The organism is Enterobacter sp. BIDMC92, assembly GCF_001030225.1.
Lineage (GTDB): Bacteria > Pseudomonadota > Gammaproteobacteria > Enterobacterales > Enterobacteriaceae > Enterobacter > Enterobacter sichuanensis.
In genome coordinates this window covers 4,388,355-4,408,852 of record NZ_KQ087598.1, presented here as the reverse complement: position 1 = coordinate 4,408,852, position 20,498 = coordinate 4,388,355, and the positions used below count along the sequence as shown (strand labels likewise).

At 56.1% G+C, this 20,498-nt stretch carries 18 protein-coding genes; 12 read left to right on the top strand and 6 right to left on the bottom strand.

The genetic code is table 11. The features are described 5' to 3' along the window. Positions 1–23: 23 nt before the first annotated feature. Both ompR and envZ read left to right on the top strand, forming a co-directional pair. Positions 24–743: an osmolarity response regulator transcription factor OmpR gene (gene ompR / locus SP99_RS20760; RefSeq protein ID WP_001157751.1), complete on the top strand. Its 720-nt coding sequence runs from the start codon at positions 24–26 to the stop codon at positions 741–743. Then, complete coding sequence (gene envZ, locus SP99_RS20755; protein WP_029882169.1) at positions 740–2,086, top strand: two-component system sensor histidine kinase EnvZ; 1,347 nt, start codon at positions 740–742, stop codon at positions 2,084–2,086. Before ompR ends, envZ begins: the two co-directional genes overlap by 4 nt. 90 nt (positions 2,087–2,176) lie before the next feature. Here the strand turns inward: envZ and pckA are convergent, their stop codons facing one another. Then, positions 2,177–3,796, bottom strand: a complete 1,620-nt coding sequence (gene pckA, locus SP99_RS20750) for a phosphoenolpyruvate carboxykinase (ATP) (protein ID WP_023309493.1) — start codon at positions 3,794–3,796, stop codon at positions 2,177–2,179. Positions 3,797–4,172: 376 nt separating this feature from the next. Here pckA and SP99_RS20745 point away from each other — a divergent pair, with 376 nt between their 5' ends. Next, complete coding sequence (locus tag SP99_RS20745) at positions 4,173–5,930, top strand: DUF4153 domain-containing protein (RefSeq protein ID WP_047959617.1); 1,758 nt, start codon at positions 4,173–4,175, stop codon at positions 5,928–5,930. 122 nt (positions 5,931–6,052) lie between these two features. On the opposite strand, the gene hslO is transcribed toward SP99_RS20745, so the two are convergent. The 4 genes from hslO to SP99_RS20725 form a co-directional block, all read right to left on the bottom strand. After that, a complete protein-coding gene (gene hslO / locus SP99_RS20740) occupies positions 6,053–6,931 on the bottom strand; it encodes an Hsp33 family molecular chaperone HslO (RefSeq protein ID WP_025758104.1) in 879 nt (292 codons plus the stop codon). A gap of 23 nt (positions 6,932–6,954) precedes the next feature. Further along, the gene (hslR, locus tag SP99_RS20735; protein WP_025758102.1) at positions 6,955–7,356 is read right to left on the bottom strand and encodes a ribosome-associated heat shock protein Hsp15; all 402 of its coding nucleotides are present in this window, start codon (positions 7,354–7,356) and stop codon (positions 6,955–6,957) included. Continuing rightward, on the bottom strand, positions 7,337–8,038 hold the full coding sequence (yrfG, locus tag SP99_RS20730; RefSeq protein WP_025758101.1) for a GMP/IMP nucleotidase: 702 nt from the start codon (positions 8,036–8,038) through the stop codon (positions 7,337–7,339). Before yrfG ends, hslR begins: the two co-directional genes overlap by 20 nt. A 66-nt stretch (positions 8,039–8,104) precedes the next feature. Then, on the bottom strand, positions 8,105–10,240 hold the full coding sequence (locus SP99_RS20725; protein WP_045285980.1) for an intracellular growth attenuator family protein: 2,136 nt from the start codon (positions 10,238–10,240) through the stop codon (positions 8,105–8,107). A gap of 324 nt (positions 10,241–10,564) precedes the next feature. Here SP99_RS20725 and nudE point away from each other — a divergent pair, with 324 nt between their 5' ends. Further along, a complete protein-coding gene (nudE, locus tag SP99_RS20715) occupies positions 10,565–11,125 on the top strand; it encodes an ADP compounds hydrolase NudE (protein ID WP_008503041.1) in 561 nt (186 codons plus the stop codon). A 79-nt stretch (positions 11,126–11,204) separates the two neighbouring features. On the opposite strand, the gene mrcA is transcribed toward nudE, so the two are convergent. Next, a complete protein-coding gene (gene mrcA / locus SP99_RS20710) occupies positions 11,205–13,757 on the bottom strand; it encodes a peptidoglycan glycosyltransferase/peptidoglycan DD-transpeptidase MrcA (RefSeq protein WP_047959615.1) in 2,553 nt (850 codons plus the stop codon). 120 nt (positions 13,758–13,877) lie between these two features. Here mrcA and SP99_RS20705 point away from each other — a divergent pair, with 120 nt between their 5' ends. The 8 genes from SP99_RS20705 (at position 13,878) to damX (ending at position 20,493) form a co-directional block, all read left to right on the top strand. Then, positions 13,878–14,654: a hypothetical protein gene (locus SP99_RS20705; RefSeq protein ID WP_047959614.1), complete on the top strand. Its 777-nt coding sequence runs from the start codon at positions 13,878–13,880 to the stop codon at positions 14,652–14,654. Continuing rightward, complete coding sequence (locus SP99_RS20700; RefSeq protein WP_047959613.1) at positions 14,651–15,136, top strand: PilN domain-containing protein; 486 nt, start codon at positions 14,651–14,653, stop codon at positions 15,134–15,136. Before SP99_RS20705 ends, SP99_RS20700 begins: the two co-directional genes overlap by 4 nt. 3 nt (positions 15,137–15,139) lie before the next feature. Next, a complete protein-coding gene (locus tag SP99_RS20695) occupies positions 15,140–15,595 on the top strand; it encodes a HofO family protein (protein WP_047959612.1) in 456 nt (151 codons plus the stop codon). After that, positions 15,585–15,989, top strand: coding sequence for a HofP DNA utilization family protein (locus tag SP99_RS23285; RefSeq protein ID WP_053060170.1), 405 nt, complete (start codon positions 15,585–15,587; stop codon positions 15,987–15,989). The genes SP99_RS20695 and SP99_RS23285 overlap by 11 nt, the downstream gene beginning before the upstream one ends. Continuing rightward, positions 15,901–17,139: a DNA uptake porin HofQ gene (gene hofQ, locus SP99_RS20690; protein ID WP_047959611.1), complete on the top strand. Its 1,239-nt coding sequence runs from the start codon at positions 15,901–15,903 to the stop codon at positions 17,137–17,139. Before SP99_RS23285 ends, hofQ begins: the two co-directional genes overlap by 89 nt. 286 nt (positions 17,140–17,425) lie before the next feature. After that, positions 17,426–17,947 carry a shikimate kinase AroK gene (gene aroK, locus SP99_RS20685; RefSeq protein WP_003861630.1) on the top strand — a complete coding sequence of 174 codons (522 nt, stop codon included), beginning with the start codon at positions 17,426–17,428 and terminating at the stop codon, positions 17,945–17,947. Between the two features lie 57 nt (positions 17,948–18,004). Further along, positions 18,005–19,093: a 3-dehydroquinate synthase gene (aroB, locus tag SP99_RS20680; RefSeq protein ID WP_025758090.1), complete on the top strand. Its 1,089-nt coding sequence runs from the start codon at positions 18,005–18,007 to the stop codon at positions 19,091–19,093. Between the two features lie 92 nt (positions 19,094–19,185). Next, the gene (damX, locus tag SP99_RS20675) at positions 19,186–20,493 is read left to right on the top strand and encodes a cell division protein DamX (protein WP_047959610.1); all 1,308 of its coding nucleotides are present in this window, start codon (positions 19,186–19,188) and stop codon (positions 20,491–20,493) included. Positions 20,494–20,498: the final 5 nt, after the last annotated feature.

Here is a 20,498-nt window from a genome sequence, read left to right as displayed (position 1 = left end):
CCGAACCTTTGGGAGTACACACAATGCAAGAGAACTACAAAATTCTGGTCGTGGATGACGACATGCGCCTGCGTGCGCTGCTGGAACGTTATCTGACCGAGCAGGGCTTCCAGGTTCGTAGCGTCGCGAACGCTGAGCAGATGGACCGTCTGCTGACCCGTGAATCTTTCCACCTGATGGTTCTCGACCTGATGCTGCCTGGTGAAGACGGGCTCTCGATCTGCCGCCGTCTGCGTAGCCAGAGCAACCCGATGCCGATCATCATGGTGACGGCGAAGGGCGAGGAAGTGGACCGTATCGTGGGCCTCGAAATCGGCGCGGACGACTACATTCCTAAACCGTTTAACCCGCGTGAACTGCTGGCGCGTATTCGTGCTGTGCTGCGTCGTCAGGCGAACGAACTGCCGGGCGCACCGTCGCAGGAAGAAGCCGTCATCGCCTTCGGCAAGTTTAAGCTGAATCTCGGCACGCGCGAGATGTTCCGTGAAGACGAGCCTATGCCGCTCACCAGCGGCGAGTTTGCGGTGCTGAAAGCGCTGGTCAGCCACCCGCGTGAACCGCTCTCCCGTGACAAGCTGATGAACCTCGCGCGTGGTCGTGAATACTCCGCAATGGAACGCTCCATCGACGTGCAGATTTCCCGTCTGCGTCGCATGGTGGAAGAAGATCCAGCGCATCCTCGTTATATTCAGACCGTTTGGGGTCTGGGCTACGTGTTCGTCCCGGACGGCTCTAAAGCATGAGGCGAATGCGCTTCTCACCGCGAAGCTCGTTTGCCCGCACCCTGTTACTGATCGTCACCCTGCTGTTCGTCAGCCTGGTGACGACCTACCTGGTCGTGCTGAACTTTGCAATTTTGCCTAGCCTCCAGCAGTTTAATAAGGTCCTGGCCTATGAAGTCCGTATGCTGATGACCGATAAGCTGCAGCTGGAGGATGGCACGCAACTGGTTGTGCCTCCGGCGTTTCGCCGCGAAATCTACCGTGAGCTGGGCATTTCGCTCTATTCCAATGAAGCGGCGGAAGACGCTGGCCTGCGCTGGGCGCAGCACTACGAATTTCTCAGTCAGCAGATGGCGCAGCAGCTGGGCGGCCCAACGGAAGTGCGCGTTGAGGTAAACAAAAGCTCGCCTGTCGTCTGGCTGAAAACCTGGCTGTCGCCCAACATCTGGGTGCGCGTCCCGCTGACCGAAATCCATCAGGGCGATTTCTCGCCGCTGTTCCGCTACACCCTGGCGATTATGCTGCTGGCGATAGGCGGTGCGTGGCTGTTTATCCGTATACAGAACCGACCGCTGGTCGACCTGGAGCACGCGGCGCTGCAGGTCGGTAAAGGCATTATTCCTCCCCCGCTGCGCGAGTATGGCGCTTCGGAAGTCCGTTCGGTGACGCGTGCGTTTAACCATATGGCGGCAGGCGTGAAGCAGCTGGCGGATGATCGTACGCTGCTGATGGCGGGGGTCAGCCATGACCTGCGCACGCCGCTCACGCGTATCCGTCTGGCGACGGAGATGATGGGAGAAGAAGACGGCTATCTCGCCGAGTCCATCAACAAGGATATCGAAGAGTGTAACGCCATCATCGAGCAGTTCATCGACTACCTGCGCACCGGGCAGGAGATGCCGATGGAGATGGCCGATCTGAACGCGGTGCTGGGTGAAGTGGTGGCAGCGGAAAGTGGCTATGAACGTGAAATTGATACCGACCTTCAGGCGGGTGAAATTCAGGTTCGCATGCACCCGCTCTCCATTAAGCGCGCGGTAGCGAACATGGTGGTCAACGCGGCGCGCTACGGCAATGGCTGGATCAAGGTGAGCAGCGGATCGGAGCTCAACCGCGCCTGGTTCCAGGTCGAAGACGACGGTCCTGGCATTAAGCCGGAGCAGCGTAAGCATCTGTTCCAGCCGTTTGTGCGCGGCGACAGCGCCCGCAGCACCAGCGGTACGGGCCTGGGCCTGGCGATTGTGCAGCGTATTGTGGATAACCATAACGGGTTGCTGGAGATTGGTACCAGCGAGCGGGGCGGTTTGAGTATTCGCGCCTGGTTGCCGGTGCCGGTCACGCGGGGGCAGGTGAAAGAGGGATAGTGTGGTCTAATGCCCTCACCCCGACCCTCTCTCACGGGGAGAGGGAGAAAACATTAAAAAAGGCAACTTTCGTTGCCTTTTTGTTTTTACCTACAGCTTCGGTCCCGCACTCACCAGCGCAGCACCTGCCGGGGTATCGGTATACTTCTCGAAGTTCTCAATAAACAGTTTCGCCAGCGATTCCGCTTTTTCACGCCACTGCTCCGGCGAACCGTACGTATTGCGCGGGTCGAGGATATGCGTATCCACACCCGGCAGCGACGTCGGGATGGCCAGATCAAACATCGGCAGCGTGAAGGTTTCGGCGTCGTCCAGAGAACCATCCAGAATGGCGTCGATAATGGCGCGGGTATCTTTGATGGAGATACGCTTGCCGGTGCCATTCCAGCCGGTGTTTACCAGATATGCCTGTGCCCCGGATGCCTGCATGCGTTTCACCAGCACTTCCGCGTACTGCGTCGGGTGCAGCGACAGGAAAGCCGCGCCGAAGCAGGCGGAGAAGGTCGGGGTTGGCTCCGTCACGCCGCGCTCGGTACCGGCCAGCTTCGCGGTGAAGCCGGAGAGGAAGTGGTACTGCGTCTGGCTGGCGGTCAGGCGAGAGACCGGAGGCAGCACGCCGAACGCATCCGCCGTCAGGAAAATGACCTTCGTGGCATGACCCGCTTTTGACACCGGCTTGACGATATTGTCGATGTGGTAGATCGGATAAGAGACGCGGGTGTTTTCCGTTTTCGACGCATCGTCGAAGTCGATGGAGCCATCAGCACGCACGGTGACGTTTTCCAGTAGCGCATCGCGACGGATGGCGTGGAAGATATCCGGTTCGGCCTCTTCAGAAAGACGAATGGTCTTCGCGTAGCAGCCGCCTTCAAAGTTGAATACGCCGTCGTCATCCCAGCCGTGTTCGTCATCGCCAATCAGACGACGTTTTGGATCGGTGGACAGCGTAGTTTTCCCGGTGCCGGAAAGACCAAAGAACACCGCCACGTCGCCTTTTTCCCCGACGTTCGCCGAGCAGTGCATGGAGGCGATGCCCCGCAGCGGCAGCAGGTAGTTCATGACGGAGAACATCCCTTTCTTCATTTCGCCACCGTACCAGGTACCGCCAATCAGCTGGATACGCTCGGTCAGGTTGAAGGCAACAAAGTTTTCGGAGTTCAGACCCTGCTCTTTCCACTGTGGGTTCGTGCATTTCGCGCCGTTCATCACAATGAAATCTGGGGTGAAATCCTGCAGCTCTTCGTCGGTTGGACGAATAAACATGTTTTTCACGAAATGCGCCTGCCAGGCCACTTCGGTGATAAAACGTACGGAGAGACGGGTGTCGGCGTTAGCGCCGCAGAAAGCGTCGACAATGAACAGACGCTTGCCGGAAAGTTGATGAGTGACGAGCCCTTTCAGATGCTGCCAGGTTTCCGGAGAGAGCGGTTTGTTATCGTTCTTTCCTTTGCCCTTGTCAGCCCACCACAGCGTATCGCGGGTGGTTTCGTCACGGACGATATACTTATCTTTCGGCGAACGACCGGTAAAGATACCGGTATCGACGGCGATAGCACCAAGATTCGTCAACACACCGCGCTCGTATCCTTCCAGTGCTGGATTGAGCTCTTCCTGATACAGCGTATCGTAGTCGGGGTTGTAGACGATTTCCTGGACGTCGTGAATACCATAAGCCTTGAGATCTTGCGGGGTTAAACCAGTAACACGCATATCACTGCTCCTTAGCCAATATGTACTGCCTAAAATTGTAGGGTTTTTCTGAGGTTGCTAACCGCGACGGGGCTCATAGATTTACGCATCTGGACAAAACCCTTACTAACGGAAAACGCTGCGACTCCAGTCACAGTGCAGGCGGATTATCGCAGGAATCGCTTTTTTGTTGGGGAAAATGTTCCGAAAAGGTTAAACGCTGGTGATTTTATCGGAAGGAATGTGAATGTAATCGCATACACGTAAGAAAATTACGTAAGTGTTACATTATGAAGCACGATGTACATCTGGTACGCAAGAGATTTCGGATTTTGTGGTGGGTGCGAATTAATCTCATGGGTGAAACAATAGGCTTTTCGTGAACAAGGGATGAAAGATGGAAAACAGCGGGACGTTATCACCTTCTACGCGCATAGCTGTGGTGCTGGCGGGCGCATTGCAGGGAGTAATATGCTATTTAATCACGTGGTATACCGGGTACGCGAAATTGCCCGCTGATACGCTGTGGTTGCTATGTGTGATACCTGCCACCGTAATGGTGACCACCACGTTCTCACTAGCAATCACCTCGTTCAGAAAGTCACTTTTGTGGCTGGCGCTGGGGACTATTGGTGTGGTTGTCGCGGCTATGGGGGGCTGGCTTAAGTGGAGCGTTGCTGGCCTGGAGAGCTGGGATATCAGAGAGGCCGTGCTCTTTTTCGGCGTTCACCTTCTGCTAATGACGCTTTTCCTGCTGCCATGGCTTCAAAGGTGTCTGGAGCCCGAGTCAACGGATTCGTTTTACAGCTATTTTTACGATAAAAACTGGCATAACGCCCTGACACTACTCCTTGTTGTTATCTCGAATGGCTTCTTCTGGCTAGTGCTTTTCCTCTGGGCTGAACTGTTCGAACTCATTGGTATACGCTTTTTTGATCGCCTTTTCTTCAATACTGACGGGTTTATTTCAGTGGCGATTGGTGTGGTTTCGGCAAGTGCGGTGGTGCTGGCCCGCGTGCAGGTACGGCTGATTCTGGCATTGCAAAATCTGCTCACGCTTATTGCGACCGGCCTGCTTCCTCTGATGGCAGCGTTAGCGCTGCTCTTTATTGGCGCATTGCCCTTTGTTGGCTTTGAGGCCATTTCAGCGCGGATATCCGCAGCGGGATTGTTAACCACATTAGCGCTATTGCTGTTATTTCTGGTAACGATAGTCTGGCATCCGCAACGTCAAGTGCTTCCTTACTACGGACCTCTTCGTGGAATGGTTCGACTGGCCGTCGCTATTTCGCCTGCTTATCCCATTCTTGCAGCCTGGGCGCTTTGGCTGCGTATTTCACAGTATGGCTGGTCCCCGGAGCGTCTTTACGGCGTTTTGATAACGACAGTGGCGCTGGTATGGGCAGTCGGTTTTTGTGTCAGCGTTGTTTTTAACCACCGTGAACCGCAAAAGATTCAGGCGTACGTTACACCGGCCGCTGGATTGCTTTCTCTCGCCTTCCTGATTTTGATCCACACCCCTGTGCTTGACCCGGGACGTATCAGCGTTGCAAGCCATATGGCCCGTTATCAGGATGGCAGAATAACTGCGGATCAGGTCAGCCTTTATATGCTCAGTAACACTGGACGGAAGGGGCGGGAAGCGATGCTCATGCTTAAAAACGATCCGCAGTTTATCTCTAACCCAAAACGCCAGCGTGAGATAAATGGTCTTCTCTCCGGGAACCCTAACGGGGCAATGAAGATGACCGCCGCGATGCTGGAAAAACAGATCCAGCTCGCACCGGGTATGGCCCGTCCTGAGAAGGCATTGTGGCAAGCCATGCTCAGCAATCAGTATCGCTTTGAGAGCTGCGATAGTGCCCAGAGTAACTGCTTACTCATGCCGCTGGATCTTAACGGGGACGGCAAGCCGGAAGCCGTGTTGTATCAATTTACCGATCGCACGATCGTGGCTTATACACAAACCGACACAGGGTGGCGGATCGCCGGGGACGCGTGGAAAATGCCGGAAGCATTGACCAGAGAAGAACTTGACCGTGCATTACGGCAGGGTAAGGTGAAATCTGTTGTGAAACCCTGGTCGGATATTGAGATATTCGGGGAACGTGTCGATATGAGTTACGACAGTTACAATAACGCGCAATGGCGTTAGTGCCCTTTCTTGCCAGGTGGCGCTACGCTTACCTGGCCTACAATTGGCAATCATATCAATATATTGCACAATTCATTGTAGGCCCGTGCAAGCATAGCGCCGCCGGGCAACAGGCTCAGAGCTTAGTGGACCTGCGGATCCGCCGGGGAGGCATTGTTGCGGATCTCAGCGATATCCATTGAATTGAACACGTAGTGCGTACCGCAGTAGTCACAGTGCATATCAATTTCGCCATCTTCCGCCATGATGCTGTCGATCTCTTCATCAGGCAGGGTTTTCAGCGCGCCAGCGCAACGCTCGCGAGAGCAGGTGCACTTAAACTCCACAGTCTGCGGGTCGTAGACGGTCACTTCTTCCTCGTGGTACAGACGCCACAGCACGTCGGTCGCCGACAGGTTGAACAGCTCTTCTGCCTTGATGGTTTCGGTCAGCGTTGCCAGGTGTTCGAAATCATTGGTCTGAGCATCCTGTGCCGGCAGAACCTGCAGCAGCATACCGCCCGCAGCAGGCTGGCCGTCCACTTCACCGGTGCGGATAAACAGACGTGTTGGCAGCTGTTCAGAACGCATGAAGTAATCTTCCAGGCAGGCTGCCAGGGTGTCGCCTTCCAGACCGACCACACCCTGATAGCGCTCACCTTCCTCCGGGGAGATAGTGATCACCAGGTAACCATTACCCACCAGCGTTTTGAGGTCGGCATTTTCAGGCACGTCGCCCTGAACGCGCGCCACGCCACGCATCTGCTGCTGGTTATTGCCGTTGATGACTGCCAGCGACATCGGGCCGTCACCCTGCAGCTGCACGGTGATATCACCGGCAAATTTCAGCGTAGCGGTCAGCAGGCTGGTGGCAACCAGCAGTTCGCCCAACAGGGTTTTCACCGGCAGCGGGTAGGTGTGGTTTTCCAGAATCTGTTTCCAGGTTTCGGATACGGTGACCAGCTCGCCACGCACGGCGAATTGTTCAAACAGATAGCGGTGTAATTGGTCGTGTTGGGCCATAATAGTCTCTCGTGCAGGTGAGGTTACTCGGTCTCACCGTGTTTAAATTTCATCAGATCGCGGCGCTCTTTTTTATCCGGTCGCCGGTCCGGGTGGGGCATGGTCAGCGCGTTCATTTTGCGCGCCAGCGCGGTCTTCTCGCGCTTTTCAATGCTTTCCGCCGTCTCTTCATAAAGCAGTACGGCTTCAGAGGCGGGCCGTCGTTGTTCGGTAATGGCTTTAATCACCACCGTTCGTTCATCGTTGCCCTGACGCAGCGTTAAGGTGGCATTCAGCTCAACCAGCTTGCTCGGTTTGCTGCGCTGGCCGTTGTAATGCACTTTACCGCCGTCAATCATCTCGCGGGCAAGGGCGCGTGTTTTATAAAAACGCGCCGCCCACAGCCATTTATCCAGTCTTACCCCGTCAGAGGGTTTTTCTTTCATGTGGCGTCTCCTTCACAGTCAGTGAGGGGATCATCTGGCGATAGTCGTTCAGTCCCGGATGGCGAAGATAGCTTTTTTCAGCCAGGCCAGAGTCAGGATTGGTAACGCCCAGACAATAGCGAATGCCAAACGTCGCGGCGGAATCCAGAATGGGTTCGCTGTCATCAATGAACAGCGTTCGCTCCGGCTGCAAACCCGTCTCTTCCTTCACCGCATGCCACAAACGCTGATCCTCTTTCGGATAACCAAATGTGTGGGTGGAAAGTAATAAATCAAGGTGCGACGCCAGCCCCGTATGTTCCAGCTTCACGGCCAGGTTATGCGGATGCGCGTTGGTCAGCAAGATACGGCGCTTGCCGCTCGCTTTCAGCGCATCCAGGAACGGAACCGTATCCTCGCGCAAAACGGCGCGTGGGCCCTGGGCGGTGGTCATGGCACAAATATCTAAACCGAGGCGCTCGCTCCAGTAGTCAAGACAGTACCAGTTTAGCGTATGTTGCACCGCGCTATATTGCGAACGAATGAATGCCTGCGCTTCTGCCGGGGTGATCCCCTGTTGCTCGCTATAGGTTTCAGGAACCAGCGTTTGCCAGAAATAGTTATCAAAGGCGAGATCGAGCAGCGTGCCGTCCATATCCAGCAGAACGGTATCAACCTCCTGCCAGGCGATATCAAGATGCATAAGGGGAACTCCAGCCAGAAGAAACGTGCGCGACAGGGTAGCACATCTTGTCGCGCAGCGACGTTATCAGATCAGGCTCTCAGAAGAGGGGATCAGCTTAGGATTGAGGCAGTTTTCGTAATATTGCTGGATCTCGGCCAGCCGGGTGCGCGAACGCTGGTAGCGGCGCAGGGCCATAACACCGTTCCAGAAAATGGCGGCAAGCATCGCGATCATCAGCAGTGAGGTACCGATGTAACGCCATAACCCTGCGCTATCCGGCATCCGGTGCAGGCCGACATGGCGGGTGCCATTGGCATCGGTATAAATACTCGTGACGATGCCTTCGGCGCTGAACGGCGTCTGCATCAGCATCTGCGCCAGGCGCTGGAACTGGCTCCACTGTTCCTGTGCCGGGTAGTCATAAAGCGCGACCTGCGGGTAAGGCTGATCGACCAGGTCGCTGCCTTCATCGCTGACAATCACAAACCCGCCGGGTGCCGGGCTGTTCAGCGCCTGCGCCGCACGGGTGGTTTCGCGCATCATGAACGGTGATGTCGAGGTGGCGACCAGGTTATCCAGCGATTCAGCGCTAACCGGGCGCAGCAGCACGTTAACGCCATCCAGGCGTCCCGCTTCGGCACGCTTCACCAGCGAGTCCCAGTCTTTACTGTTCCCCAGGTTGACCAGCGCATTTTTGAGACGTATGCACTCGTCCTGAGAGGCACAGAGATCCTGTGTTTTCAGCACGATGTCACCAAAATCATCCAACAGAACCATGCCCGATTTCTGAATGGCCGAGCGCAGCGCTGGGCTGACACGCGAATCATCGTCCGGTTTCGGGTGTAGCTGGCGGTTGACCGTCTGGGTAAGCGCCGTGGCTTTATTCACCACTTCGGACTCCGGCAGCGGCAGCGGCGGTGCGTCGTTCCAGATAATTTGCGAGCAATCGAACGGCGTGAACGGTGAGTTCTGGCGGGTGTTCCACGCCCCTGGGGTGTGAATATTACACATCCCGGTTCCTTTCAGGCGCAGCGTGTCTCCCACGCGCACACCGGCTTCATCCAGTTGATTGACGCTGGTCGCTTCGATGGTTTGCGCCCCTTTGATCCACGACAGGGTGAATTTGATGGGCATATCCAGCGGCACGAAAAGCAGCAACATGATAAAGACCAGCGCAGCGCCGCCAGCAATGACCGCGCTGCGTAGCCAGTGCTGAAGCGGGAAATTTTTTACTTCATCATGCAGGGATAAGAAGCGTCCCTGACGCACAACGTGGCGGTCAAGGTAGATATCAATATCGGTTTTCTGCCCTAAGTCCTGCGCGATCCACGGTTGCCAGTGACGCGGGTAGATAAGGTCGATAATACCGAGCGAGATATTGTTGAGATGCTCCTGATCGTTTTCACCAAACAGACCCCAGCGCTTGGGCGTACCGCGAAGGCAGTGGATCTCACGCAACGAGGTTTTGGCTGGCGGAGCGAACAGTCCCCACAGACCGGCTGCCAGCAGCAGCACCGCGCCGCCAGCCAGCCAGGGGACGAACACATCCGGCGTCAGCAGGCAGACAAAAAAGAGCAGGAAGGCGGCGACGATCAGAACGGCCTCACGAATGCCGTCCGGGCGGCTCAGGGCATACTCTTCATGCGTCTCCTGACGAATGTTCAGCAGTTCGATCTGCTCTGTCTCTTCGCCACGGATGGAGGCCTGCGTCGAACTTGCGCGCTCAAGCGCAAAACGCGGGGCTTCCTGAAGGTACTCATTCAGCGTGTGGCCGTTCAGTGAAATAACCAGGGGTAATGAATCGGTATGGATCAGCTCAACGCTGTTTTCGTCATTAATGTATTGCTCCCAGGACGGGGGCAGATGCACTTCGACAGAATCAAGGTAATAGCGCCATTTGTTGGGGTCGTCGGTGGTGATGCCATACCGCGTGATGGAGCGTGTCACGCAAAGCACGGTATCGCTTTGCGCATTAAGTTTTAGCGCAACGGGCGCAGCAGTGGCCCCCGTTGGCCCAGGGGTCAGCTGAGAACGGTTCAGTATTTCAAGATAGTTTTCAACCGCATCGCGCTCGTCTTGCGTGAGCTTACGCGTGCTCGCACCCGCAAAAGCATTCAAAAAGGGCAGACGGTAACGGCGCTGTACGCGACGCCTGTAGATCCATCCTGCAACCAATGCGCCGGCCAGCATAGCAGCGAGAACAATCAAAATGGTGCTCATGCTTTCCCCATCTTACTTATCGTCTTACAGGTGTTGTCTGTAGCACCTTTACATTGAATGAGTTTCTGTGGCTGGCTATCGGCAAGTATGGAGTCGAACTTGAGCATTCTGAAGCGCATCCCAGTGACCGCTGATAATAGCAAAGCCTGATAGGGCGCGATATCAGCAAATTCCTGGAAACATTTCAACCTCTTGACATTTGTTTTGAATTGAGGATTGATCCCTGCTACGTTGCACAAATGTAAATAAAGAACGATTGACATTGCCGAAACCGTGCAGCGTATCGCACAATAACGCCAGTTCTCACTGCTAAGACCCATCAAGATGAGCAAACCACTACAAAAACCCACCATTCTGAATGTTGAAACTGTCGCTAAATCGCGCCTGTTTAATGTCGAAAGTGTGGACCTGGAGTTCAGCAACGGTGTGCGTCGCGTTTATGAGCGTATGCGCCCCTCGTCGCGCGAAGCGGTGATGATAGTTCCGATTGTCGACGATCATCTGATTTTGATCCGCGAATACGCTGTGGGAACGGAATCTTACGAGCTTGGGTTCTCGAAAGGGCTTATCGATCCGGGCGAAACCGTCTTTGAAGCGGCAAACCGCGAGCTGAAAGAAGAGGTGGGTTTTGGTGCGAATGAGCTGTCGTTCCTGAAAAAACTGAGCATGGCACCGTCCTATTTTTCCAGCAAAATGAATATCGTGGTGGCTGAAGACCTCTACCCTGAATCGCTGGAAGGGGACGAGCCGGAGCCGCTGCCGCAGGTTCGCTGGCCGCTGGCGCATCTGATGGATCTGCTCGAAGACCCTGACTTCAATGAAGCTCGCAACGTGAGCGCGCTGTTCCTGGTCCGGGAGTGGCTGAAGGGGCAGGGGCGACTGTAGTCCATAAAAAAGCCGGGTGGCGGCTTCGCCTGACCCGGCCTGCGATGTTTTGCCCGGTTTATACCGGGCAATTTTATATTTAGAACAGCTCGTGCGTTTCGCCGTTATCAATAATCTCAGTACCCACCTCATGCACCGCCTGTGTGGTTGGCTGCGTGCCCTCGATGAAATACTCTTCGCGGCTGTTGCCGCCGTTGGCGAGCTGGCCCGTGCTGCGGTCGATATTGACCGTCACCACGCCCGGCGGTGGCGTCAGCGGCTGCTCCGGCACACCTTCAAGGACCGATTTCATGTAGGCATCCCAGGCCGGTTGCGCGCTTTTCGCGCCGCCTTCGTAGCCGGAAATCTGATCTTTAATCGCGCCAGACGCCGTTGTACGACCTAAATCACGGCGGTGATCGTCGAAACCGATCCACACCGAGGTCACCACGCCCGGGCCGTAACCCGAGAACCAGGCATCCTTCGAGCTGTTGGTGGTCCCCGTTTTACCGCCGATATCATGGCGCTGCAAATCACGCCCTGCGCGCCAGCCGGTACCCTGCCAGCCGGGTTCACCGAAGATGTTGGTGTTCAGCGCACTCTTGATCAGGAATGACAGCGGGGTATTGATCACATGCGGGGCATATTCCTGCGCGCCAGTCTGTGCGACCAGCGCCTGGTTCGCCTGTTCCAGCTGTGGCTGCGGTACAACGCCGTTCGGCTGCTCCTGCGACACGGCAGGGTCTTCCATGTCCTTGTTCTCAAGCACGTCAGATTTCGGTGTATTACCGTAAATCACCGGAATATCGCACTCTGCACAGGCAATTTTCGGCTTCGCCTCAAACAGTACGCCGCCCTGATCGTTCTCAATTTTACTGATGAAGTACGGGTCAATCAGGAAGCCGCCGTTGGCCATCACGGAATATCCACGCGCCACCTGAAGCGGGGTGAACGACGCAGAGCCTAACGCCAGCGATTCGGTACGCACGATGTTCTGCGCCGGGAAACCGAAGCGTTGCAGATATTCAGCGGCATAGTCGACGCCCATCGCGCGCATGGCTCGCACCATCACCACGTTTTTCGACTGTCCCAGACCCTGACGAAGACGAATAGGGCCGGCATATTCCGCAGGGGAGTTCTTCGGCTGCCAGTCGGAACCTGCTCCGGCATCCCAGCGGGAGATAGGCACGTCGTTAAGGATGCTGGCCAGGGTCAGGCCCTTATCCATTGCCGCCGTGTAGAGGAACGGCTTAATGTTGGAACCCACCTGACGCAGCGCCTGAGTGGCGCGGTTAAATTTGCTCTGGTTGAAATCGAATCCACCGACCAACGCCAGCACGGCGCCATTCTGCGGGTTGATGGAGACCAGGGCGGAGTTGACGTCCGGCACCTGTGCCAGCCACCAGGCATCGCCCACCTTGCGCACCCAGATTTGTTGTCCGGTCTGGACTGCATCAGTCACTTTACGCGGTGTTGCCCCCTGCAGGGTATCCGAACGGTACGGACGCGCCCAACGAATCCCCTCCAAACGCAGGGAGACGGACGTCCCATCCGCGAGCGTTGCCACGGCTTCCTGAGGATCGGCCTGCGTCACCACGGCCGGAAGGAGCGGACCATAGGTCGGCAGCGCTTTCAGCGTACTGGTGATTTTTTTGCTGTCCCACGCGCTTTCGCCCACTTTCCAGAGCACGTTTGACGGGCCGCGATAGCCGTGACGCATGTCGTAATCCATCACGTTGTTGCGCACCGCGTCCTGAGCCGCCTGCTGCACTTTGCGGGTGACGGTGGTGTAAACGCGGTAGCCATCTTCATAGGCCTTATCGCCATAGCGGTTCACCATCTCCTGGCGAACCATTTCGGTCAGATAAGGGGCAGAGAAGGCGATCTCCGGGGCATGGTAGTTGGCGTCAATGACATCGTTGCGCGCCTGGTTGTACTCACTCTGGCTAATGTAGCCTTCGCTCAGCATACGTGACAGGACGACATTGCGACGCGCGGTGGCGCGATCGAGCGAGTAGAGCGGGTTAAAGGTTGACGGTGCTTTTGGCAGACCGGCGATGGTTGCCATTTCGCTTAGGGTGAGCTGCTCAACAGGCTTACCGAAGTACACCTGCGCGGCCGCCCCCACGCCATAGGCACGGTAGCCCAGGTAGATTTTATTGAGGTACAGCTCAAGGATCTCGTCTTTGCTCAGCAACTGCTCAATACGGATCGCAAGGAACACCTCTTTGATCTTACGTATCAGCGTTTTTTCAGGGCTGAGGAAGAAGTTACGCGCCAGCTGCTGCGTAATGGTACTTGCCCCCTGGGAGGCATGGCCGGAGAACAGCGCAATGCTCGCGGCACGGAAAATCCCCACCGGATCGACACCGTGGTGCTCGTAAAAACGGCTGTCCTCTGTGGCGATAAAGGCTTTCACCATCACTGGCGGAATTTGGTTTAAGGTCAGCGGGATACGACGCTTCTCGCCATACTGCGCCATTAATTCGCCATCGGCGCTATAGACCTGCATCGGGATCTGGAGACGCACATCGCGAAGCGTGGCGACATCAGGTAGCTGTGGCTCAATATATTTGTATAAACCGTAAATCGAGCCTGCTCCCAGCAGAATGCAACAGACTGCAAGGATAAATAAATACTTTACGAACTTCACCGGAGATTTCCCATTTGGTTTCACTTGGGCAGTTTCTAAACAATCGCGCGGTAGTATAAAGGCAAGCCTGATTCATTGATATAGCCGTCAAGGCGACGGGCGATAAGGAGATCGTGAAACATGGCTTTTAAAACATGGCAAACGGGCGTTCATATTCAACAGGATAGGGTACTGATCGTCGCGCTGGTAAGAGAGAAGTCGGGCTGGTGCCTTCGCCGCTGGTGGGCTGTTCCTCTGGCCGAAGGGATCATTGGTGACGGCAAGATTTATCAGCCAGAACAGCTGATTGATGCGTTACGCGACTGGCGGAAAACGTTGCCGCACTATCACCGGGTTTTTCTCTCTTTTCCGGCAGCGCGCACCCTGCAAAGATCGCTTCCCCGCCCGGCCATTGCGCTGCGCGACAGCGAACAGATCTCATGGCTTGGCGCGGCGCTGGCACGGGAGCTGGAGATGTCTGCCGATACGCTCTGTTTCGATTACGCGCAGGACACCTTCAGCAGCACATTTCACGTGACTGCGGCACAAAACAACGAGGTCGAAACCCTGCTTACGCTGGCCAAAACGTTACGTTTGCGGCTGGCAACCATTACCCCGGATGCCAGTGCGCTGAAGAATCTTCTTCCGGCGGTGGCACCGGCGCAGTGTGTCGTCTGGCGGGATGAACGGCAGTGGCTCTGGGCGATGCGCCACCAGTGGGGGCGCCGTGTTGCCGCAGAAGCTGAAAACGTGGCTGAGCTCTCAGCGCTGCTGGCCGTGGAGCCGGCGGATATTGCGCTGTTTGATAGCCGACGTAACCCATGGGAAACCCTGCACCGATGCCATGCCCCGTTACCGGAATGCGGCGCGGACTATACCGTTGCGCTGGCGTTAGCCATGAGTGAGGTGCCCGCATGAGCCTCACGAATTTTCTGCCGTGGCGGCAGCAGCGGCGCGCGCGATGCCTGCGTTTCTGGGGAGCAACGTTTGTCTGCACGGCGCTGTTGATGGTCACGACCATCGCCTGTTTGCGGATGACCCCGCTTTTGCGGCTGCACGCCCTGCAAACGGATCTGACGGGGATACAGTCCGTGCAGCACGGCCTCGTTGCTCGCCAGAGACTCGCGACACCCGTGCAAAGCCCCGGACGCCAGCGGCGCGCATGGCAGCCGGTGCTGGAGTCGCTGTCCGCCACCCTTCCTGCGCAGGTCTGGCTGACGGAACTGCGCTACCAGCCTCCCGCTCTGATGTTTACCGGGTTTGCCACCACCCTGCCGGCCCTGTCTGCGCTACGTGATGCGCTTGGGCAACTCCCGGGCTTTACGCCCGGGACAGCGGGTGAGCTTCGGCAGGATAGCCAGGGGCGCTGGTCGTTCACCTTTCATCTTAGCGAGGGGTAACGCGTGAATATCCTGTTGGAACGCTGGTGCGAAAGCCGTCCCTGGATCCGCGGTCTCTGCTGGTGTCTGAGCACTTTCCTGGCAGGGCTCGCTGCGTGGGGCACCCTGCTCAGACCGGTAGAGAGGCAGTGTGCTGAACGAGAAAACCAGCTGATCCAGGAGGCGAGGACCAACGCATCGTTATGGCCTGTCGTCCGCTCGGTGCCGCTTCGCACAGAAACTGCGCAAGCACCAGAAATGAAGCCGTTTTCGCCGCTTGATTTTCAGAGGGATGAGACGACGCTGGTTCACTGGAAGCCGCTGCAGAACGGAGGAGAGCTGACGCTGGAGGCGGAGTGGCAGGCCATTCCGGGGCTTTTTTCCCGGCTGGCGCAGCGGGATGTCGAGGTTGCGGCTTTCGCTATTGCACCTGAAGGTAAGGCGTTACGCCTGCGGCTGGAGCTGGATCATGCGAAATAGCACACGATACTGGCTGGTGTGCTCAGTATTGCTGTTGACCGGCATGCGCGATCCCTTTCGCCCACCGGACGATCCCTGCGCGACGGGTGAACTGACGCAGTGGCGCTATCGCGGCATGGTGGGAGGACGCGAGGCTATCGGCATTTTGCAGGATGGGCAAAAGCGCTGGCACCGACTAAAAATGGATGAGCGCTTCCCGGCGGGCTGGCAAATAACCGCCATTACTGAATCGGAACTGGTTGTTGAGGTGGGAGACACCTGTGAACCCGTTCAGTGGACGTGGCAACGAGAAGGAATTGAGAAGAATGAATTTACGGATAACGCTGTTGCTGCTGATGTTCAGCCATCCGCTGTGGGCCGCCGCGCCAAAGCCGGTCACGCTGGTGGTGGATGATGTTCCGGTCGTTCAGGTGTTGCAGGCGCTGGCCACTCAGGAGAGCCGTAATCTGGTGGTATCGCCTGATGTCAGCGGCACGCTTTCGCTCAACCTGACGCATGTCCCCTGGCGACAGGCGCTACAAACGGTTGTCTCCAGCGCCGGACTCGTTTTGCGCGAGGAAGGGGGCATTTTCTACGTCCATACCACAGCCTGGCAGCGTGAACAGCGGGAACGTTCAGAACAGGAGAAGACGCGTCGACAGCTTGATGCGCCGCTGGTTTCACATAGCATCCCTTTTTCCTATGCCGATGCCGGAGAACTGCAAAAAGCAGCGGAAAAACTCCTGAGCCCAAAGGGAAGTTTATCTGTCGACAAACGGACCAATCGCCTGCTGATCCGGGATAGCCAGACGGTGGTGGATACGCTGGTGCGCTGGGCCAGTCAGATGGACATTCCCGTCGAGCAGGTAGAGCTGGCGGCGCATATTGTGACCATGACTGAAAAAAGCCTGCGTGAACTGGGGGTGAAGTGGGCGCTCGCCGATGCCACCGACGCGGGGAAGGTGGGACAGCTCACGACGCTTGGCAGCGATCTGTCCGTGGCCAGCGCCACCAGCCACGTGGGGTTTAATATCGGGCGGATCAACGGTCGGCTGCTGGATCTGGAACTGTCTGCGCTGGAGCAAAAACAGCAGGTCGATATTATTGCCAGCCCGCGACTGCTGGCCTCGCATATGCAGCCAGCCAGTATCAAACAGGGGAGCGAGATCCCCTATCAGGTCTCCAGCGGGGAAAGCGGCGCCACCTCCGTGGAGTTCAAAGAGGCCGTACTGGGGATGGAAGTGACGCCAGTGGTATTGCCGGGGGGACGCGTGCGCCTGAAATTGCACATCAGCGAAAATATGCCAGGACAGGTCCTGCAGCAGGCTGACGGCGAAACGCTGGCTATCGACAAACAAGAGATAGAGACGCAGGTTGAGGTAAAAAGTGGAGAAACGCTGGCGTTGGGCGGAATTTTTTCGCAGAAGAACAAAACCGGCAGTGACAGCGTGCCGGGGTTGGGGAACATCCCCTGGCTGGGGGCGCTTTTTCACCATGACGGGAAAGACCAGGAACGACGTGAATTAGTGGTGTTTATTACACCGCGTCTGGTCGGTATTCACTGACGGGTAACGATCCCCGCAATGATTTTGCATTCAGTTTGTTGCAGATGTTTGACGTGGGGCATGAATTAGCATACAAGGAGTACCGATTTGAGTTGGACTTACGTCTTATTACCTTATGCGCCCGGCGCGGTGATTTAATCAGTTGCCAAACAAGCCGGAGTATTGAGATAATTTTTAGTCTGACTCTCGCTCTATTGCATATGAGGTTTCAGTTCATGTCCTGCTACGCCGGGTGTCTGCGAAGCGGGGATTACCATTAACGAATAGTCTTAGTAGTACCGATAAAATGGCAGAGAAACGCAATATCTTTCTGGTTGGGCCTATGGGTGCCGGCAAAAGCACTATTGGGCGTCAGTTAGCTCAACAACTCAATATGGAATTTTACGATTCTGATCAAGAGATTGAGAAACGAACCGGAGCTGATGTGGGCTGGGTTTTCGACGTAGAAGGCGAAGAAGGTTTCCGTGACCGAGAAGAAAAAGTGATCAACGAACTCACGGAAAAACAGGGCATCGTACTGGCAACAGGCGGCGGCTCTGTGAAATCTCGCGAAACCCGCAACCGTCTCTCCGCCCGTGGCGTAGTGGTCTATCTTGAGACGACCATTGAGAAACAGCTGGCACGTACGCAGCGCGATAAAAAGCGCCCGCTGCTGCAGGTTGAAACGCCACCACGCGAAGTTCTGGAAGCGTTGGCCGATGAACGCAATCCGCTGTATGAAGAGATTGCTGATGTGACCATTCGTACTGACGATCAGAGCGCTAAAGTGGTTGCAAACCAGATTATTCATATGCTGGAAAGCAACTGATTCTGGCTTTATATACACTCGCCTGCGGGTAAAAGCATTAAAGGTGGATGTCGCGTCATGGAGAGGATTACAGTTACTCTCGGGGAACGTAGTTACCCTATCACCATCGCGGCTGGTTTGTTTAACGACCCAGCTTCCTTTTTACCACTGAAAGCGGGTGATCAGGCGATGCTGGTCACCAATGAGACGCTGGCTCCGCTTTATCTCGACCGTGTACGCCACCTGCTTGAGCAGGCGGGCGTTAAAGTCGACAGTGTGATTCTCCCCGATGGCGAGCAGTATAAAAGCCTGACGGTACTGGATACCGTCTTTACCGCCTTGCTGCAAAAACCGCACGGTCGCGATACAACACTGCTTGCCCTGGGCGGCGGTGTTGTGGGCGATCTGACCGGCTTTGCGGCCGCAAGCTATCAGCGTGGTGTTCGCTTTATTCAAATCCCGACCACGTTGCTGTCTCAGGTCGACTCCTCTGTTGGTGGCAAAACGGCCGTTAACCATCCGCTCGGCAAAAACATGATTGGCGCGTTCTACCAGCCTGCCTCGGTGGTGGTGGATCTCGACTGTCTGAAAACCCTGCCGGCGCGCGAGCTGGCTTCTGGTCTGGCGGAAGTGATCAAATACGGCATTATTCTGGATGGCGAGTTCTTTAACTGGCTTGAAGAGAATATGGATGCGCTGCTGCGCCTGGATGAGGCTGCGCTTGCATACTGCATTCGTCGTTGTTGTGAGCTGAAAGCAGAAGTTGTCGCTGCGGACGAGCGTGAAACGGGCTTACGTGCTTTACTGAATCTTGGGCATACGTTTGGTCACGCGATTGAAGCCGAAATGGGTTACGGCAACTGGCTGCACGGTGAAGCTGTCGCGGCTGGCATGGTGATGGCCGCCCGCACCTCTGAACGTCTTGGCCAGTTCAAACCGCAAGAGACGGCACGTATTGTTGCGCTGCTTGAGCGTGCTGGTTTGCCGGTAACCGGGCCGCAGGAGATGTCGGCACACGCGTATTTACCCCACATGATGCGCGATAAAAAAGTATTGGCAGGCGAGATGCGTCTTGTACTCCCGCTTGCAATAGGGAAGAGTGAAGTACGCGGCGGAGTGCCGCACGATGTCGTTCTTGGCGCTATCGCTGATTGTCAGCAGGCGTAACAACTAGAAAGGTCAGGCCACTGTTGCAGGTGGTCGTTTAGCTTCAGGTGAAATGCAAAGTCGTTGGCATAAGCCTTTGAGTGGGGTGTTAAATGGATGAATTCAAACCAGAAGACGAGCTGAAACCCGATCCCAGCGATCGTCGTACTGGTCGTTCTCGTCAATCTTCAGAACGTGATAACGAGCCGCAGATCAACTTTGACGATGTTGATCTGGATGCAGACGATCGTCGCCCTTCGCGCAGCCGCAACGCGCGTGATGAGCGAGAAGAAGAGGATTATGAGTCCGAAGAAGATTCAATGGACGAAGAGCCTGTAGAGCGTCGCCCGCGTAAACGTAAAAAAGCCGCTGCGCCAAAACCAGCCTCCCGTCAGTACATCATGATGGGCCTTGGCGTTCTGGTGCTGGTGCTGCTAATTGTTGGCATTGGCTCCGCGCTAAAAGCACCGTCATCGAACTCAACCGAGCAAACCGCTTCCGCTGAGAAGAGCATCAACCTTTCCGGTAACGATGCAAGCGATCAGGCGAATGGCGCACAGCCTGCACCGGGAACCACCTCCGCAGAGCAGACGGCAGGCAATACCACTGCGCCGCAGGATGTTTCTCTGCCGCCCGTATCTTCAACCCCCGCTCAGGGTCAGGCACCTGTTACGCCTGAAGGCCAGCAGCGCGTAGAAGTTCAGGGTGACCTGAACAATGCCCTGACGCAGCCGCAGAATCAGCAGCAGGTTGATAACGTCGTGGTTAACTCTACGCTGCCAACTGAACCTGCAACGGTTGCCCCGATTCGCGGAGCTAACGCTAACGCTCAGCCACAAACGGCGGCGACGGAAACCAAACCGCGTCAGACGCAAACCACCACGCGTCCTGAACGTAAGCAGGCGGTAATTGAGCCTAAGCGTGAAACCAAACCTCAGGCTGTGGTAAAAGCGCCTGAAGTGAAAACCGTACCGGCACAGCCGAAACACACTGAAACGGCTGCGGTGAGCGAGCCTGCAAAAGCGCCTGTCACGCAGACCGCGCCGAAAGCATCGGCGACCACCACGGCACCGGCTGCCACCACGGCTCCAGCCGCGACGGCAACAGCATCCAGCAGCGCGGCAGGTAAAACGGCAGGCAACGTCGGTTCGCTGAAGTCTGCGCCATCCAGCAATTACACGCTGCAGCTGAGCAGTTCGTCTAACTATGACAACCTCAACAGTTGGGCGAAGAAATCAAATCTGAAAAACTATGTGGTTTATCAGACGACCCGTAACGGTCAGCCGTGGTATGTGCTGGTCAGCGGTGTGTATTCATCCAAAGATGAAGCAAAACGTGCTGTGGCGGCCCTGCCTGCTGATGTTCAGGCAAAAAACCCATGGGCGAAGCCGATTCATCAGGTTCAGGCCGATCTGAAGTAATGTTT

Excerpts from the sequence above, each read along its gene's own strand:
- aroB (WP_025758090.1), top strand. The coding sequence starts at position 18,005 with ATGGAGAGGATTACAGTTACTCTCGGGGAACGTAGTTACCCTATCACC.
- aroK (WP_003861630.1), top strand. The coding sequence starts at position 17,426 with ATGGCAGAGAAACGCAATATCTTTCTGGTTGGGCCTATGGGTGCCGGC.
- SP99_RS23285 (WP_053060170.1), top strand. The coding sequence starts at position 15,585 with ATGCGAAATAGCACACGATACTGGCTGGTGTGCTCAGTATTGCTGTTG.
- yrfG (WP_025758101.1), bottom strand. The coding sequence starts at position 8,038 with ATGCATCTTGATATCGCCTGGCAGGAGGTTGATACCGTTCTGCTGGAT.
- hofQ (WP_047959611.1), top strand. The coding sequence starts at position 15,901 with ATGAATTTACGGATAACGCTGTTGCTGCTGATGTTCAGCCATCCGCTG.
- nudE (WP_008503041.1), top strand. The coding sequence starts at position 10,565 with ATGAGCAAACCACTACAAAAACCCACCATTCTGAATGTTGAAACTGTC.
- hslO (WP_025758104.1), bottom strand. The coding sequence starts at position 6,931 with ATGGCCCAACACGACCAATTACACCGCTATCTGTTTGAACAATTCGCC.
- SP99_RS20705 (WP_047959614.1), top strand. The coding sequence starts at position 13,878 with ATGGCTTTTAAAACATGGCAAACGGGCGTTCATATTCAACAGGATAGG.
- SP99_RS20725 (WP_045285980.1), bottom strand. The coding sequence starts at position 10,240 with ATGAGCACCATTTTGATTGTTCTCGCTGCTATGCTGGCCGGCGCATTG.
- hslR (WP_025758102.1), bottom strand. The coding sequence starts at position 7,356 with ATGAAAGAAAAACCCTCTGACGGGGTAAGACTGGATAAATGGCTGTGG.
- SP99_RS20745 (WP_047959617.1), top strand. The coding sequence starts at position 4,173 with ATGGAAAACAGCGGGACGTTATCACCTTCTACGCGCATAGCTGTGGTG.
- envZ (WP_029882169.1), top strand. The coding sequence starts at position 740 with ATGAGGCGAATGCGCTTCTCACCGCGAAGCTCGTTTGCCCGCACCCTG.
- pckA (WP_023309493.1), bottom strand. The coding sequence starts at position 3,796 with ATGCGTGTTACTGGTTTAACCCCGCAAGATCTCAAGGCTTATGGTATT.
- ompR (WP_001157751.1), top strand. The coding sequence starts at position 24 with ATGCAAGAGAACTACAAAATTCTGGTCGTGGATGACGACATGCGCCTG.
- SP99_RS20700 (WP_047959613.1), top strand. The coding sequence starts at position 14,651 with ATGAGCCTCACGAATTTTCTGCCGTGGCGGCAGCAGCGGCGCGCGCGA.
- damX (WP_047959610.1), top strand. The coding sequence starts at position 19,186 with ATGGATGAATTCAAACCAGAAGACGAGCTGAAACCCGATCCCAGCGAT.